General features: G+C 67.6%; 18 protein-coding genes. 12 read left to right on the top strand and 6 right to left on the bottom strand.

What is annotated here, in order from left to right; translation table 11 throughout:
• Nucleotides 1-87 precede the first annotated feature (87 nt).
• Complete coding sequence (locus tag M1M07_RS22295; protein ID WP_248675548.1) at nucleotides 88-1,116, bottom strand: alpha/beta hydrolase family protein; 1,029 nt, start codon at nucleotides 1,114-1,116, stop codon at nucleotides 88-90.
• A 322-nt stretch (nucleotides 1,117-1,438) separates the two neighbouring features.
• Here M1M07_RS22295 and M1M07_RS22290 point away from each other — a divergent pair, with 322 nt between their 5' ends.
• Both M1M07_RS22290 and M1M07_RS22285 read left to right on the top strand, forming a co-directional pair.
• Nucleotides 1,439-1,657, top strand: coding sequence for a hypothetical protein (locus M1M07_RS22290; protein ID WP_197257071.1), 219 nt, complete (start codon nucleotides 1,439-1,441; stop codon nucleotides 1,655-1,657).
• Between the two features lie 208 nt (nucleotides 1,658-1,865).
• Entirely contained in the window at nucleotides 1,866-2,861 is a 996-nt protein-coding gene (locus M1M07_RS22285; RefSeq protein WP_231611654.1) for an alpha/beta hydrolase family protein, read from the top strand.
• Nucleotides 2,862-2,954: 93 nt separating this feature from the next.
• Here the strand turns inward: M1M07_RS22285 and M1M07_RS22280 are convergent, their stop codons facing one another.
• From M1M07_RS22280 to M1M07_RS22265, 4 genes are all read right to left on the bottom strand, one after another.
• The gene (locus tag M1M07_RS22280; protein ID WP_248675547.1) at nucleotides 2,955-3,725 is read right to left on the bottom strand and encodes an SDR family oxidoreductase; all 771 of its coding nucleotides are present in this window, start codon (nucleotides 3,723-3,725) and stop codon (nucleotides 2,955-2,957) included.
• Between the two features lie 23 nt (nucleotides 3,726-3,748).
• Nucleotides 3,749-4,561: an ABC transporter permease gene (locus M1M07_RS22275; protein WP_248675551.1), complete on the bottom strand. Its 813-nt coding sequence runs from the start codon at nucleotides 4,559-4,561 to the stop codon at nucleotides 3,749-3,751.
• Nucleotides 4,562-4,611: 50 nt separating this feature from the next.
• On the bottom strand, nucleotides 4,612-5,412 hold the full coding sequence (locus M1M07_RS22270) for an ABC transporter permease (RefSeq protein ID WP_248675550.1): 801 nt from the start codon (nucleotides 5,410-5,412) through the stop codon (nucleotides 4,612-4,614).
• 71 nt (nucleotides 5,413-5,483) lie between these two features.
• Nucleotides 5,484-6,488, bottom strand: coding sequence for an ATP-binding cassette domain-containing protein (locus tag M1M07_RS22265; protein WP_269437711.1), 1,005 nt, complete (start codon nucleotides 6,486-6,488; stop codon nucleotides 5,484-5,486).
• Nucleotides 6,489-6,840: 352 nt separating this feature from the next.
• Between M1M07_RS22265 and M1M07_RS22260 the strand changes: the two genes are divergently transcribed.
• Together M1M07_RS22260 and M1M07_RS22255 are read left to right on the top strand one after the other, a co-directional pair.
• The gene (locus tag M1M07_RS22260; RefSeq protein WP_248675546.1) at nucleotides 6,841-8,265 is read left to right on the top strand and encodes a wax ester/triacylglycerol synthase domain-containing protein; all 1,425 of its coding nucleotides are present in this window, start codon (nucleotides 6,841-6,843) and stop codon (nucleotides 8,263-8,265) included.
• Nucleotides 8,266-8,450: 185 nt separating this feature from the next.
• Nucleotides 8,451-9,863: a wax ester/triacylglycerol synthase domain-containing protein gene (locus M1M07_RS22255; protein WP_197257064.1), complete on the top strand. Its 1,413-nt coding sequence runs from the start codon at nucleotides 8,451-8,453 to the stop codon at nucleotides 9,861-9,863.
• A gap of 24 nt (nucleotides 9,864-9,887) precedes the next feature.
• On the opposite strand, the gene M1M07_RS22250 is transcribed toward M1M07_RS22255, so the two are convergent.
• Nucleotides 9,888-10,583 (bottom strand): GntR family transcriptional regulator, encoded by a 696-nt coding sequence (locus M1M07_RS22250; protein WP_197257062.1) that lies wholly within the window; start codon nucleotides 10,581-10,583, stop codon nucleotides 9,888-9,890.
• 535 nt (nucleotides 10,584-11,118) lie between these two features.
• Here M1M07_RS22250 and rpsJ point away from each other — a divergent pair.
• From rpsJ to rpsC, 8 genes are read left to right on the top strand one after another with little or no spacing between them, the layout of a single operon-like run.
• Entirely contained in the window at nucleotides 11,119-11,424 is a 306-nt protein-coding gene (rpsJ, locus tag M1M07_RS22245; protein ID WP_003938093.1) for a 30S ribosomal protein S10, read from the top strand.
• A gap of 29 nt (nucleotides 11,425-11,453) precedes the next feature.
• Nucleotides 11,454-12,107 carry a 50S ribosomal protein L3 gene (gene rplC, locus M1M07_RS22240; RefSeq protein ID WP_197257060.1) on the top strand — a complete coding sequence of 218 codons (654 nt, stop codon included), beginning with the start codon at nucleotides 11,454-11,456 and terminating at the stop codon, nucleotides 12,105-12,107.
• A complete protein-coding gene (rplD, locus tag M1M07_RS22235) occupies nucleotides 12,104-12,787 on the top strand; it encodes a 50S ribosomal protein L4 (protein ID WP_197257058.1) in 684 nt (227 codons plus the stop codon). The genes rplC and rplD overlap by 4 nt, the downstream gene beginning before the upstream one ends.
• Nucleotides 12,784-13,089 (top strand): 50S ribosomal protein L23, encoded by a 306-nt coding sequence (rplW, locus tag M1M07_RS22230; protein ID WP_197257056.1) that lies wholly within the window; start codon nucleotides 12,784-12,786, stop codon nucleotides 13,087-13,089. The genes rplD and rplW overlap by 4 nt, the downstream gene beginning before the upstream one ends.
• Nucleotides 13,090-13,126: 37 nt before the next feature.
• A complete protein-coding gene (rplB, locus tag M1M07_RS22225; protein WP_197257054.1) occupies nucleotides 13,127-13,960 on the top strand; it encodes a 50S ribosomal protein L2 in 834 nt (277 codons plus the stop codon).
• Nucleotides 13,961-13,979: 19 nt separating this feature from the next.
• Nucleotides 13,980-14,261, top strand: coding sequence for a 30S ribosomal protein S19 (rpsS, locus tag M1M07_RS22220; protein WP_068163597.1), 282 nt, complete (start codon nucleotides 13,980-13,982; stop codon nucleotides 14,259-14,261).
• On the top strand, nucleotides 14,258-14,659 hold the full coding sequence (rplV, locus tag M1M07_RS22215; protein WP_068163599.1) for a 50S ribosomal protein L22: 402 nt from the start codon (nucleotides 14,258-14,260) through the stop codon (nucleotides 14,657-14,659). Before rpsS ends, rplV begins: the two co-directional genes overlap by 4 nt.
• The gene (gene rpsC / locus M1M07_RS22210) at nucleotides 14,659-15,453 is read left to right on the top strand and encodes a 30S ribosomal protein S3 (protein WP_197257053.1); all 795 of its coding nucleotides are present in this window, start codon (nucleotides 14,659-14,661) and stop codon (nucleotides 15,451-15,453) included. The genes rplV and rpsC overlap by 1 nt, the downstream gene beginning before the upstream one ends.
• Nucleotides 15,454-15,456: the final 3 nt, after the last annotated feature.

Here is a 15,456-nt window from a genome sequence, read left to right as displayed (position 1 = left end):
CAACGGCCGGACCGGAACGTGGGTTCCGGTCCGGCCGTTCCGGTTTCGAGCAGCTGTGGATGAGGGACGCCGGAAGCGGAAGGTCGTTCAGACGCCGAGCGCACCGGCGAGGACCGGCCAGGAGTTCTCGAGGTCGTCGCGCCAGTAGCCCCACGAATGCGTTCCGGTGGGCCGGAAGACGACGGTCGCGGGAATGTCCAGTTCGTCGAGCCGCCGCGCCATGTTCTGCGTGCAGCCGTTCGTCGCGGCCTCGATGATCCCGCCGACGACGACCTGATTCGCGAGTACCCCGATGTCTCCGTCGATGTCGGGTCCGGTGAGGGTGTCGTACTGTCCGGGCAGGCCGCTGCCGTTCGACAGGTACAGGGCCAGACCACGCAGCTTCTCGGCGTTGACGTAGGGATCGTTCTCCACCCAGTCGGGGTCGTCCGGTGGGCCCCACATGTTCTCGGTGTTTCCGTCGCCCCAGGTTTCGACCACGAGATTCACGTACGCCTGCCCGACCGGGTCCGACGTCTGCGCGCAGCCGCTGTACGCGGCGACGCCGCGATAGAGGCCCGGCTTCGCGAGGGGAAGCTGCAGCACCGACGTGCCCGACGACGAAAGGCCCGCGATCGCGTTGACGCCGTCGGCGCCCAGACCGGCGTCGATCAACGGGGGCAGTTCCTCGGTGAGGAAGGTGGTCCACTTGTTGACACCGAGCACCGGATCGGGCCGCTGCCAATCGGTGTAGTAGCTCCACTTGCCGGCCATCGGGGTCACCACGTTGATGTTCTTGTCGGCCAGGAACGTCGCCGCGTCGGTCCGTGCCCGCCAGGTCGCACCGTCCTCACCGCCGCCGGCGCCGTTGAGCAGATACAACGTGGGGCGGGGCACGCTCGTGTCCTTCGGACGGATGATATCGAGCGGGATCTCCCGGTCCATCGACCCGGAATACACGTACATCACGAGGGACTGCGCGTCGCGCACCTCGATCCGTGTGATGCGTGAACCGTTGACCGACACCGGCGATGCGAGCGGCTGTGCGTTGTCGATGACCGGATCCGCCTCTGCGGCACCGGCGGTGACAACGGGGAACAGTGCGGTGACGAGGGCGAACGCTGCCGCCTGGGCCACTCGCGCACGCCGCGTTCTGCCCTGGCCGGGCGCGCGGAGCGCATCGCGTGATGCCGGTCGGATCATCGTCGTGGACCTGCCTGTCGGGGGCGTCGGAAGCCCCGACGCCGGCTGGGTTCGGTTGTCTCATCGTCGCGAAACGGGTTTCCGTTTCATCACGGCAATAGTGCCTCGACGGCCGATGCACGGCCGGAGATCCGAACTTCTTTACGGTATCGTCACCGTTGGCGTACGGTGTGATCCGCACCGATGGGGGGTTCGTGCTGTCGCCGCCATCGTTGAACCGGCCGCTGCGGCGGTCGCCTACAGGAGGAGTTCTCAGATGCGTCGTGCACTGACCGTTCTGCTCGGCAGCGCAGCCGCTGCCGGTATCGCTTTCGGCGCCGCGGGTGCCGCTCAGGCGGAACCGATCGTGCCGCAGGCGCCGATCCCGTTCATCGGCCTGACCGTGGATCAGCTCACGGACGCGGTCACTCCGCCGAACTGCCCGCCGGGCAACCTGTTCGCCGTGATCGGCGGTCAGTGCTTCGTGATCGGCTGATACGCGACAACCGTTCGCAACAGTCGACGATGGGATCCCTTCGGGGGTCCCATCGTCGCATGTACGAGGGCGCTGCTCCGCGGTGACCCGACACGCAGGAACAGCAATGGAGAAGGTGGGAAGCGAGCGCATGCGCCGAAACACGAACCGTACGGCGGTAGCCGTCGCGAGGTCCCTTGCCGTGGTACTGACCGCGGCCGCACTGCCCATGGCTGTGGGTACTGCCTCTGCGGGGGCCGATCCGGTCCTCGACACCGGGAAGGTTCTCGCTTCGGTCGAGTCGCCCAACGGTTCGAAGATCACCAAGGCCGAGGTGTACGACGAGCACTCGATCATCATCTGGGTCTACTCGGCGTCGATGGGACGTGAGATCCCGGTCGACGTGTGGCGTCCGGCCGACACGAGCGAACCGCGGCCCACGCTGTACCTGCTCAACGGTGCCGGTGGCGGCGAGGACGCCGGGACGTGGCGTCTTCAGACCGACGCGATCGACTTCCTGACCGAGAAGAACATCAACGTCGTGTCGCCGCTGGGCGGCCGGTTCAGCTACTACACCGACTGGTACTCCCCGGACCCGGTCCTCGGCAACAACAAGTGGACGACGTTCATCACCGAGGAACTGCCGCCCATCGTCGACGCCGCGCTCGGCACCAACGGCGTCAATGCCATCGCCGGCCTGTCCTCCTCCGGCACGTCGGTGTTCTCGCTCGCGACCGCGAAGCCGGGCCTGTTCAACGGCGTCGCCGCCTACAGCGGGTGCGCGCAGACGTCGGACCCGATCGGCAAGCAGTTCGTCAAGCTCACGGTCGAGACCTGGGGTGGCGGCGACGTCGTCAACATGTGGGGTTCGGACGACGACCCGGCGTGGGAGGCGAACGATCCGTACCTGCACGCCGAGAAGCTGCGCGGCCTGGAACTGTACGTCTCGAACGGCACCGGCCTGCCCGGCCGCTACGACAACGGCGACGGCCCCGGTATGAACGGTGACGCCGGGAACGTGGCCAACCAGGTCATCGTCGGTGGCGTGATCGAGGCCGCCACCAACTACTGCACGCACAATCTGCAGGACCGGCTGAACGAGCTCGGCATTCCGGCGACCTTCAAGTTCCGCGACGACGGCACCCACTCGTGGGGCTACTGGGAGGACGAGCTGAAGGAGTCGTGGCCGGTGCTGGCACGCGCGCTCGACATCGACGAGAGCTGATCCGCGAGCGCATCGCGACAGCCGCGACGAACATCTCGGGGCCGGTGACGAACTTCGTCACCGGCCCCGAGGTCGCTTCTACCGGGGAGCGGTTCAGGCCCGCCACACGAACCGGCGCGGCTTGAGCCGGTCGAGGGTGGTCCACAGCTTGTAACGCCGGCCGGGGATGCTCACGACCCGGCCCTTCGCCGCGTCCTCGAGGGCGGTCCGCGCGACGTCCGCGGTGGCGAGCCACAGCTGCTTCGGGACGCCGGACACGTCCTGCCCGCCACGAGGATGGAACTCGGTGTCCATGAATCCGGGGCACAGCGCGACCATGCGCACCCCGTCCGCGGCGACCTTGTGGGCGAGACCTTCCGAGAACTTCACGACCCACGCCTTGCTCGCGCTGTAGGTCGACGCCGGGCCCGTGAACAGACCCGACACGCTCGCGACGTTGACGATCGTGCCGCGGCCGGCCGCGCGCATCGGCGGCAGCGCGGCGTGGGTCAGTTCCATCACCGCGGTGACGTTGACCCCGAGCTGGCCGCGCAACAGGTCGAGATCCGCGTCCCAGAACTCACCGTCGGTGAGGAAACCGGCATTGTTGACGAGGACGTCGACACCCTTCGCGAGCCGTTCGGAGGCCGCGTCCCGCCCGGCCTCGGTCGCGAGATCCGCCGCGATGATCTCCGCGCGGACGCCGTGCGCGCCGGCGAGTTCGTCCGCCAGCGCGTGCAGCCGCGCCTCGTCGCGCGCCACCAGAACCAGATCGTGCCCCTGCTCGGCGAGCAATCGGGCGAATGCAGCGCCGAGTCCGGAGGTGGGCCCGGTGACGAGTGCGACCGGGCGGGTCGACGGTGATGTGGCTGCGGAATCAGTCATGCGGCCACCGTAGTGGACCTCGCTCAATTGTGGGCGGCCGCATGGCGATAGCCGCGGACTGCCGGATACAGGAACACCGCGATCAATCCGAACGACCACGCACACGTGAGCAGCAGCGGCTCGAGGACCGGTCCGCCGAGCGAGAGACCCTTCATCGTGTCGACCGCGCAGGAGAGCGGCTGGTACTGCACGACCGGCTGCAGCCACGTCGGATACGCCATCACCGGCACGAATCCCGAATTGAAGAACATCAGCAGCGTGCAGACGATCGACACCGTCTCCACGAGCGGGGCATCGCCGGACACCGCGGCCAGCGCGGTGACCATCACCGCGAAACCCAGCCCGAACAGAATCGGGATCAGCAGCATGACGACCCCCGCGAGCGGTCCCTGCAGGAACCGGAATCCCAGGGCCGTTCCGACGACCACGATGAGCAGGGTCGTGGCGAAGATCCGCACGGCCTCGGCCATCATGCGGCCGACCAGGCCCGAGGCGCGGTGGACGGGCATCGCCCAGAACCTGCTGAGCAGGCCTTTCTTGCGCTCTTCCCGCAATCCCACGGCGCTGACGACCGACCCGAACATCGCGCCGATGAGCGCGATCAGCGGGACGTTGCCGTAGATCGCGGGTTGCCCGGTCGCCGCGGTGATCGAGTTGCCCAGCACGAGCCGGAACATGATGAGCGTCAGTGCCGGATACAGCAGTGCCTGAATCATCGTCGCCGGGTCGCGTGACCAGCGTCGCAGCAGCCGGCCGCACTGCATCAGGCTGTGTTCGACGAGTGCGCGTGCCGATCCTTCGGGATGCGCCGCGTCGGGCTCGGGGAAATCGAACATCCGGTCGGCGTCGAAGGCGCGCTGCGGCAGATTGCGGTCGGTGTGCGTGCTCATCCGCGCCTCACACTCGCCCAGACCGCGAGGGGCGCGCACACCACGAGCAGGCCCGCACACCACAGGGCCGCCGGTAGCAGCACCGAGGCGGTGATGCCACCTTCCGCCATGTCGCGCATCGCGAAGGAGAACTGGGAGATGGGCTGGTTGCGGACGAACGGGCGGATCCACTCGGGAAAGCCCTCCTCCGGAACGAACCCGCAGGACAGCATGCCCAGGATCAGCTGCGGCAGGGCCAGGGCTTGAGAGGTCGCCTCGGGACTCTTCGACAGCGACCCGATCGCGTCGGCTCCCAGCGACAGCGTGACGCCGATGAGCAACCCGAACCCGCAGAACGCCGCAGCCTGCCAGAAACCGGCGCTGAACCGGAACCCGATGACGTGCCCGAAGAGCAGCGCGGCCGTCAGTGCCACCGCGGCCCGGAGGAAGCTGCTGGTCATCCGGGAGATGAGCGGTACCGGCGCCGACACCGGCATCGTTTGGAGGCGGGTGGTGAAACCGTTCGCGGATTCCTTGGCGGCGATCTGCGAAGCGGAGATCGCGGTGAACGCCATCGCCTGCATCACGATGATCGGCATGAGGAACTGTGCGTAGTCGATGCCCCTGATCTGCATGACGAACTTCAACGGCAGATAGAAGCCGATCGTGAAGACCAGCGGCGCGATGATCGCGATGAACAGTTCACCCTCGCGGACCATCGCACGGATCGACCGGCCCGACAGGGCCCGCCACTGGTGGAAACCCGACGGTTCGACCCGTCGGTGCACACCGACACCCTTGTCGGGAAGGGAGAGCAGGGCATCGCGTCGAAGGCTTCGCGGTGCAGTGACACCCTTCGCGCCGGCAGTCACGCTCTTGGCGGTCGCGGTCACGTGGCCACCTCTTCCGCCGGCTGCTCGTCGGGAAGGGGGGAAGCGGAGTGGCCGGTCAAGGTGAGGAACACGTCGTCGAGCGACGGCCGGCGCAGTCCGATGTCCGCGAGCGGAATCTCCTCGGCGTCGAGCCGGCGCAGCGCTTCGGCCAGCGTCGCAGCTCCGCCCGGCGCGGGAATCGAGACGTGGTCCACGCTCGGGTGCTGCGCGACCTCGGCACGCACCTCGTCGGGCACCAGGTCACCCAGCGCGGCGATCACCCGCGGCACCGCTGCCGGGTCGGCCGGCACGACCTCGCAGAAGCTGCCGCCGGTGCGGGACTTCAGTTCGTCGGCCGTACCCTCCGCGACGATGGTGCCCCTGTCGATGACGATGATGTTGTCGCTGAGAAGGTCGGCCTCTTCGAGATACTGCGTGGTCAGCAGCACCGTGATGCCCTGGTTCTTCAGCGCCGCGACGAGCGACCAGACGCCCTGGCGGCTCCGGGGGTCCAGTCCGGTGGTCGGTTCGTCGAGGAACACCACCTCCGGGCGCACGACGAGTCCGCATGCGATGTCCACCCGTCGCCGCATACCGCCCGAGTAGTGCCGGACCGCGCGCCGAGCTGCCTCGACGAGATCGAACTCCTCCAGGAGGGCTTCCGCCCGGGCCTTCGCCGTCGCCCGGTCGAGTCCCATCAGGCGCCCGAAGAGGATGAGGTTCTCGCGGCCGGTCAGCGCCTCGTCGAGCGCGGCGTACTGGCCGGTCATCATGATCGAGCGCCGGACTTCCGGCGCATGGGTCACCACGTCGTAGCCGGCGATCCGCGCGCGACCGCTCGTGGGCCGGATCAACGTCGACAGGATCTTGACGGTCGTCGTCTTTCCGGCGCCGTTCGGTCCGAGAATTCCCAGGACGCTGCCCGGGGGTGCGGAAAAGGAGATTCCGCTGAGTGCGTGCACATCACCGAACGATTTGTGGACGTCCTCCACCAGTACTGCGTAGTCCTGATATCCCAGCATCACGCTCCGCCGTCGAGTTCGATCCGGAATGGCCCGTTCTGTCCCCGTTCCCCTGCACTTCCTGTTCCTCGCTGTTTCTCGGCGCGAGGACCGTCGTCGTCTCGCCGATGCTACCCGCGCGGACGATCCGGACACGGCCGTCCGGAATCGCGCCGTCCGGAATCTTCGTGGATCCGGACCGGGAGGCAACTTCGCGTGCTCTGGTTGTAATGCCCGTTTCCCATCCGAACAGACAATGCGTCGGCTATCGTGAAATTCGCGTCGGGGCGGGACTTGCGGGAGATTCCGAGTGAAAATCCTTCTGCGTGATGGCCAGGCACGGCTCGCGAAGCGAGTGCAATATCGACGGGCGATGACACCGCGTCACGCCCTCGAATTGGTTTCCGACGCGGTTACCGGGGAATCGGCGATCGTGGACGTCTGGGTATTCGCTCCCGGTCCCGACGGTGCCGGCCCGATCGACCGGAATTTTCTGCTCGAATGGATCGGCGACCGGATCTCGCGGTCGAGGGCGCTCACCGAGCAAGTCGAATTCCACCGCTGCCCGGCGGACCCGAACTGGATTCGGGGCATCGACCCGCAGTGGGAGCAGCAGGTGTATTGCGTCGACGTCGCCGGGGAGAACTGGGACGCATTGCGGCGCAGATTCGCGGCCGTGCTCGCGGAACCGATGGATCTGAGCAGGCCGCCCTGGGAATTGCACGTATTGACCGGGGCGAAAGGAATCGACGGTTTTCCCGACGGCTCGACTTTCGTCGTCCTGAAATTCCACCACTGTGTCGGCGACGGAATCGAGACCGTGGCGATCGCTCGCCGGCTGTTCGACGACACGGACGGTGAAGCCGAGCCCGCCGATCCGGACGTGCTGTCCGGTCCACCGCTCCTCGTGCAGACGGCGGCCGTGCCCGTCCGGGTCGTACGCATGCTGCGCGCCTGGCGCCGGGCCCGGGCCGCGGTCGCGGAGTTCGAGGATCTGGTCGCCCGCGAGGAGATCATCCCGGCACCGGCTGCGCCTCGTACCCGCTTCAACGGGCCGTTGTCCGGCCGCACGACCGCCGACGTCCTTCGGTGGGACCTGGGCGCCGTGCAGCAGGCGCGGCGGAAGGTGCCCGGTGCGACCGTCAACGATTTCGTCCTGGCCGTGGTGGCCGGTGGTCTGCGCGGATACCTCGAACGTTACGGGGAGCTGCCCGAGGAACCGCTCGTCGCGGCGATCCCCATGTCCGTGATCCCGCCCCGGGACCGAGTGCGGGCGCCCGAGCGCGGTTCCAACCAGTTCTCGATGGTCCTGCTTTCGCTGGGCACCGACGAACGCGATCCGCTCGTACGTTTCCGGTCGATCGTGTCCGCTTCGGCCGCGGGCAAGGCCCGGGCGCGAACCGCGGCCGCCGTGACCGCGACGACCGCGCTCGACGACTACCCCTGGTGGGTCGCCAAGCGCATCGTCGCCGCTCATCAGCGACGGGTATCGGCGGGAGCGCGGGTGGTCGCGAACACCACCGTGGCGAACGTGCCCCGGGGTTCGGGCGTGCTCACGTGCTGTGGTGCGCAGGCAGTTTCGGCGTTCGGTGTGCTCGCCGTCCACGGCGGGGGAGGGCTCGGACACATCGTGACGTCGTTCGGAGACGAACTGGCGCTCACGTTCACCGCGGACGAGTCGATGATGCCGGATCCCGGTGCCTACCGGGACGACCTGCTCGCCTCCTTCGACGCGCTGGTGACGGCTGTCGACGGTCGTTCACAGGGTGATCCCCCGAGGAACCGCATCTCGGTGTGACCTGAGACAGCTTCGACGTGTATTTCCGTTACCCACCGTTACCGAAAGGTAATGTCCGTATTCGGTGCCGTACCGACTGCCGGTACGACGCCGACACGGCAAGGGGTGTCGTGACATCACCAGATAGGGACGGACGCGGAATGAATGGACGGTCGGGGGCCGGACGCACAGCACGACGCCGGGTGATGACACCCAGGCACGCACTCAATCTCACGGATCCACGGACCGTCGATGAATCGAAGTTCGTGCAGATCTGGGTCTTCGAACCGGGCGAGCCCGGCCAGGAGCCGATCGGCCGCGACGAACTCGTCGAGTGGATGACCGCCCGGCTCGACCGGTCCCGGGTGTTCACCGAGATCGTCGAATTCCGGTCGCCGTTGGCGTATCCCGTCTGGCGGACGGCCGAGCACGTCGACGTCGCCGACCACATTCGGTGCCTCGACCTCGACGGTGCCGGCTGGGACGGGTTGACCGCCGAACTGGCTCGTATCGTCGCCGCGCCGATGGATCTGAGCCGGCCGCTGTGGGAACTGCACGCGATCACCGGGGTGCGGGACGTGCCCGGCATTCCGGACGACGCCTACTACATCGTGATCAAGTTCCAGCACGCGATCGGGGACGGCATCGAGGCGGGCGCGATCTCGCGGCGGCTTTTCGATGCTCCCGACGCGGACGTCGAGAAGCCCGAACCCGAGTACACCCCGCCGGGGCTGTTGCGTCAGGTCGCGTCGGTCCCCGGGCAGGTGGTGAGCATGCTGCGCGCCGCACGCCGCACCAAGGAAGCGGTCGCCGAACTCGACGCCCTGACCGCCCGCGGGGAGATCCCGCCCGCGCCGACCGCGGTGCCGAACCGGTTCAATTCGCCTGCGAGCGGCGGTGCGGTGGTCGTGGACGTCGCACGGCGATCGCTCGATGCCGCGCAGGCCGCTCGCCGGACCGTGCCGGGAGTCACCGTCAACGACTTCGCACTCGCCGTCGTCTCCGGGGCGATGCGTGAGTACCTGCGCCACCACGGTGAGCTCGGTGCCGACCCGGTGGTGGTCGCGTCGCCCATGTCGCTGGTGCCGCTGGCCGAGCGTCGCGGGAACCCGGAACAGGCGTCGAACCAGTTCGGGATGATTCTGGTCGACCTGCACGTGCAGGAACCCGACCCGAGAGTCCGCCTCCAGAAGATCGCCGAATCCACCGCGCAGGGCAAGCAGCGCAGCCGCAGCGCCCCGGCGATGATTGCGACCACCGCGCTCGACGACTACCCGTGGTGGATGGCCCGCAAGGTCGTGGCGGCGACGCACCACGCCGTCGAAGCCGGGACCGGTATCTCCGCGAACGCCATGATCACGAACGTTCCCCGTGGATCGTCCGAACTCACCCTGTTCGGCCGGCGCTCCCTCGAGGCCTTCAACCTGTCGTCGGTCCACTCGGGATTCGCGATGAGCATCACGTCGCTCGGCAGTGAATTGTCGATCAGCTTCACCGCGAACGCGGCGGCGATGCCGGATCCGCAGCGCTTCCGGCGGGCACTGGAGGATTCGTTCGACACGCTCGTGTCCGCACTGGGTACCACCGATCCGGACCGCCCGGCCGTTCCCGTCAGCTGATCTGCGCGACCGGGACCCGCTCGCTCAGTCCCAGACTCCGACTTCGTCGAGGTGCCGGACCAGCCGCTGGGCACCGTCGGTGAAGTGCTGCCGGGTCACCTCCCCGGCAGCATCGGAGTCCCCGCGGGCGAGTGCGTCGATCAGGCGCGTGTGACTCTGCACGGCGGCGGCGCCCCAGTCGGGGTCCGAGGAATAGAAGCTGGCCGGCGTGTAGCGGGTGGCGTTGAGCAGGAACCAGGACAGTTTGCGCGCGTCCGCCGCCCGGTTCAGGGTGCGGTGGAACACGAACTCGACGTCCTCGATCCGTCCGCCCTCGCCGGCACGCACGGCCTCACGCAGCTGCTCGTTGAGTTCGGTGAGTTCGGCAACCGTCTCGGGGGTGATGGACCGCGCCGCGCGCCTGGCGAGTTCCTCCGCGATCTGTCCCTGGAGCCAGAACAGGTCGTCGATGTCGCCGCGACTGAGCGGTGCGACGACGTACCCGCGGTGGGGGACCAGCTCGACCAGGCCCTCGCCGCGCAGGGTCAGCAGCGCCTCCCTCACGGGTGTGACGCTCACGCCGAGTTCCGCGGCGGTCTCGTCCAGGCGGATGAAGTCTCCGGGCCGCACGCCGCCGGACATGATGCGATTGCGTACGTGAACAGCGACGTCGTCGGACAGCTGGGGACGGCGGCGCAGCGCGCGGGACCCGACGGGACGCGGCCGGGCGGACGATGTCATGGGCACTCCTCGGGTCCGGGGTTCGGTGGGGACCGGATCCGGTCGGTGCAGTATCCCACCCCGAATGGGGCAGGGATCCGGTTCCGGGACCTATTCCGGTACGACCGCAGCGGCCGCGGGTCTCGCGAGTTGAGTTTGTGGGAGCAGTCCTGCATACTGGTCGGGTTGCCTTGACCGGGTCATGGTTTTTTTGCGGCTCGGAACGGGTTGGTGTGACAGTCGCGGATCGAGCCTGACGGCCTGGTCGCGGCCACATGCAAGACGGAAGCAGTACCCCTGTGCGCCCGTATGGGTGCATCCGGTGGGTTCCCGCGGCATCGAGCTTCGGTGCCGGGGAATGAGCGGGAAGGCGACACGCCCGACCGCGTGGACCGGAGAACTATTGACAGATGAACAGCGGCAGCGGATCGGGTGCGTCCCGGTATCGCATCGTGTCAGTGCTGTTCTCGGTCGCCGTTCCGGTGGGGCTGTGCAGACGAGGTGGCTCCCGGCTCGTTCGGGTGCTACGAAACGCGGCAAGAAAAGGACACTAAGCGTGGCGGGACAGAAGATCCGCATCAGGCTCAAGGCCTATGACCACGAGGCGATCGACGCATCTGCGCGCAAGATCGTCGAGACGGTGACCCGTACGGGTGCCCGCGTGGTCGGCCCGGTGCCGTTGCCCACCGAAAAGAACGTGTACTGCGTCATCCGCTCGCCGCACAAGTACAAGGACTCGCGCGAGCACTTCGAGATGCGTACTCACAAGCGGCTGATCGACATCCTCGACCCGACGCCGAAGACGGTCGACGCTCTCATGCGCATCGACCTCCCGGCCAGCGTCGACGTCAACATTCAGTGAGCTTGTAGAAGACGCAGCGGAGATAACAAATGACTAACCAGATCAAGGGAATCCTGGGCACCAAGCTCGGCATGACCCAGGTCTTCGACGAGAACAACCGGGTCGTTCCGGTCACCGTCGTCAAGGCCGGACCGAACGTGGTCACGCAGATTCGCACCGAGGAGCGCGACGGCTACAACGCCGTGCAGCTCGCCTTCGGCGCCATCGACCCCCGCAAGGTGAACAAGCCGGTCAGCGGCCAGTTCGCCAAGGCCGGCGTGACCCCCCGCCGCCATCTCGTCGAGCTTCGTGTCGAGGACACCTCGGCTTACGAGATCGGCCAGGAGCTCACTGCAGAGGTCTTCGAGGACGGCGCGTTCGTCGACGTCACCGGCACCTCCAAGGGCAAGGGCTTCGCGGGCACCATGAAGCGCCACGGCTTCGCCGGCCAGGGTGCCTCGCACGGTGCGCAGGCCGTGCACCGTCGTCCCGGTTCCATCGGTGGCTGCGCCACCCCGGGCCGCGTGTTCAAGGGCACGCGCATGTCCGGCCGCATGGGTAGCGACCGCGTCACGACGCAGAACCTCTCGGTCCACAAGGTGGACGCCGAGAACGGCCTGCTGCTGATCAAGGGTGCGATCCCGGGCCGCAAGGGCGGCGTCGTGATCGTCAAGACCGCAGTGAAGGGTGGTGCACGGGCATGACCAGCACCGAGACCGCAACCAAGCTGACGCTGGACGTCAAGGCTCCGGGTGGCAAGACCGACGGCACCGTCGATCTCCCCGCCGAGATCTTCGACGCTCCCGCGAACATCGCGCTGCTGCACCAGGTCGTCGTGGCCCAGCTCGCCGCGGCTCGCCAGGGCACGCACTCCACCAAGACCCGCGGCGAGGTCCGCGGTGGTGGCAAGAAGCCGTACCGGCAGAAGGGCACCGGCCGCGCCCGTCAGGGTTCGACCCGCGCGCCTCAGTTCGCCGGCGGTGGCACGGTCCACGGACCGCAGCCGCGTGACTACAGCCAGCGCACGCCCAAGAAGATGAAGGCCGCCGCCCTCCGCGGTGCCCTCTCCGACCGGGCGCGCAACGAGCGCATCCACGTGATCACCGAGCTCGTCGCCGGGCAGACCCCGTCGACCAAGAGCGCGCGCAGCTTCCTCGCGGAGCTGACCGATCGCAAGAACCTGCTCCTCGTCGTCGGCCGTGAGGATCTCGCGGCGTGGAAGAGCGTGCAGAACCTGCAGAACGTGCACCCCATCGCGCCGGATCAGCTGAACACCTACGACGTGCTCTACAGCGACGACGTCGTCTTCAGCGTCGAGGCGCTCAACACGTTCATCCACGGGCCGGCCGAGTCCGTGCAGCTCGCGAAGGAGGAGAGCAAGTGAGCACGATCGCCGATCCCCGCGACATTCTGCTGGCTCCGGTCATCTCCGAGAAGTCCTACGGGCTGATGGAGGAAGGCACCTACACCTTCCTGGTCCACCCGGACTCGAACAAGACGCAGATCAAGATTGCCGTCGAGAAGGTCTTCGGCGTCAAGGTGAGCAGCGTCAACACCGCCAACCGTCAGGGCAAGCGCAAGCGGACCCGGTTCGGTTACGGCAAGCGCAAGGACACCAAGCGCGCGCTCGTGACCCTCACCGCCGACAGCAAGCCCATCGAGATCTTCGGAGGCCCGGTCGCGTAAGCGGTCGGAACTCGAGAGATAGAGGACGAGAAGACTCATGGCAATTCGTAAGTACAAGCCGACTACCCCGGGTCGGCGCGGCGCGAGTGTCTCGGACTTCGCCGAGATCACTCGGTCGACGCCCGAGAAGTCGCTGATTCGCCCGCTGCACGGTCGCGGTGGTCGTAACGCGCACGGCCGCATCACCACCCGTCACAAGGGTGGCGGACACAAGCGCGCCTACCGCCTGATCGATTTCCGTCGCAACGACAAGGACGGCATCCCGGCCAAGGTCGCTCACATCGAGTACGACCCCAACCGCACCGCCCGCATCGCGCTGCTCCACTACGTGGACGGCGAGAAGCGCTACATCATCGCCCCCAAGGGCCTGGTGCAGGGTGCTCCCGTCGAGTCCGGCCCGACCGCGGACATCAAGCCCGGCAACAACCTGCCGCTGCGCAACATCCCGACCGGTACCACCGTCCACGCGGTGGAGCTGCGTCCGGGTGGCGGCGCCAAGATGGCCCGCTCCGCCGGCGCGAGCATCCAGCTCCTCGGTAAGGAAGGCGCCTACGCCACGCTGCGTATGCCCTCCGGTGAGATCCGACGCGTCGACGTGCGCTGCCGCGCCACCGTCGGCGAGGTCGGCAACGCCGAGCAGTCGAACATCAACTGGGGCAAGGCCGGCCGTATGCGCTGGAAGGGCAAGCGCCCGACCGTCCGCGGTGTCGTGATGAACCCGGTCGACCACCCGCACGGCGGTGGTGAGGGCAAGACCTCGGGTGGTCGCCACCCGGTCAGCCCGTGGGGCAAGCCCGAGGGCCGCACCCGCAAGAACAAGGCGTCCGACAAGCTCATCGTCCGTCGTCGCCGTACCGGCAAGAAGCGCTAGTCAAGGAGGGAGTTAGAGAATGCCACGCAGCCTCAAGAAGGGCCCGTTCGTCGACGACCACCTCCTGGCGAAGGTGGATCTGCAGAACGAGAAGGGCACCAAGCAGGTCATCAAGACCTGGTCGCGCCGTTCCACTATCCTGCCCGATTTCATCGGTCACACGTTTGCCGTCCACGACGGCCGCAAGCACGTGCCGGTGTTCGTCTCGGACTCGATGGTCGGACACAAGCTCGGCGAGTTCGCGCCGACCCGTACGTTCAAGGGCCACATCAAGGACGACCGGAAGAGCAAGCGTCGATGAGCACTGAAACCACCAACCCCAGCGCTCGGGCTGTTGCGCGCCACGTGCGTGTGACCCCGATGAAGGCGCGTCGCGTCGTCGACATCGTTCGCGGCAAGTCGGTCGAGGACGCCCTTGCGATCCTCAAGTTCGCTCCGCAGGCCGCTGCCGAGCCGGTCGCCAAGGTGATCGCCTCCGCCGCTGCCAACGCGCAGAACAACCTGGACCTCGACCCCAGCACGCTCGTCGTCGCGACGGCGTACGTGGACGAGGGTGCGACCCTGAAGCGGTTCCAGCCGCGTGCCCAGGGCCGCGCGTTCCGGATCCGCAAGCGGACGAGCCACATCACCGTGATCGTCGAGAGCGTCGCCTCCCGCTCGACCGCGTCCAACCGTAACCGCCGGAAGGGAGCTCAGTAGTGGGCCAGAAAATCAACCCGCACGGCTTCCGCCTGGGCATCACCACCGACTGGAAGTCGCGTTGGTACGCGGACAAGCAGTACGCGGAGTACGTGAAGGAAGACGTCGCGATCCGTAAGTTCCTGGCCTCCGGCCTGGAGCGCGCGGGCATCGCGAAGGTCGAGATCGAGCGGACCCGGGACCGCGTGCGGGTGGACATCCACACCGCGCGTCCGGGCATCGTCATCGGCCGCCGCGGCGCCGAGGCCGATCGCATCCGCGCCGAGCTCGAGAAGCTGACCGGTAAGCAGGTCCAGCTGAACATCCTCGAGGTCAAGAACGCGGAGTCCGAGGCGCAGCTCGTCGCCCAGGGCGTTGCCGAGCAGCTCAGCAACCGTGTCGCGTTCCGTCGTGCGATGCGCAAGGCCATCCAGTCGGCCATGCGTCAGCCGAACGTCAAGGGCATCCGGGTGCAGTGCTCGGGCCGTCTCGGCGGCGCCGAGATGTCCCGCTCGGAGTTCTACCGTGAGGGTCGCGTTCCGCTGCACACGCTGCGCGCGGACATCGACTACGGCCTGTACGAGGCGAAGACCACCTTCGGTCGCATCGGCGTGAAGGTCTGGATCTACAAGGGCGACATCGTTGGTGGCCGTCGTGAGCTGGCCGCTGCTGCCGCTCCTGCGGATCGCCCGCGTCGCGAGCGCCCCAGCCGTCCGCGTCGCTCCGGTGCTTCGGGCACCACCGCGACGAGCACGGAAGCCGGCCGCGCCGCCTCCGCCGATGCACCCGCTTCGACTGAGAATCAGGAGGGCTGACGC

This window comes from Rhodococcus sp. HM1 (genome assembly GCF_023218075.1).
In the GTDB taxonomy this organism is placed as follows: Bacteria; Actinomycetota; Actinomycetes; order Mycobacteriales; family Mycobacteriaceae; genus Rhodococcus.
This window is presented reverse-complemented; position numbering and strand designations above follow the sequence as displayed.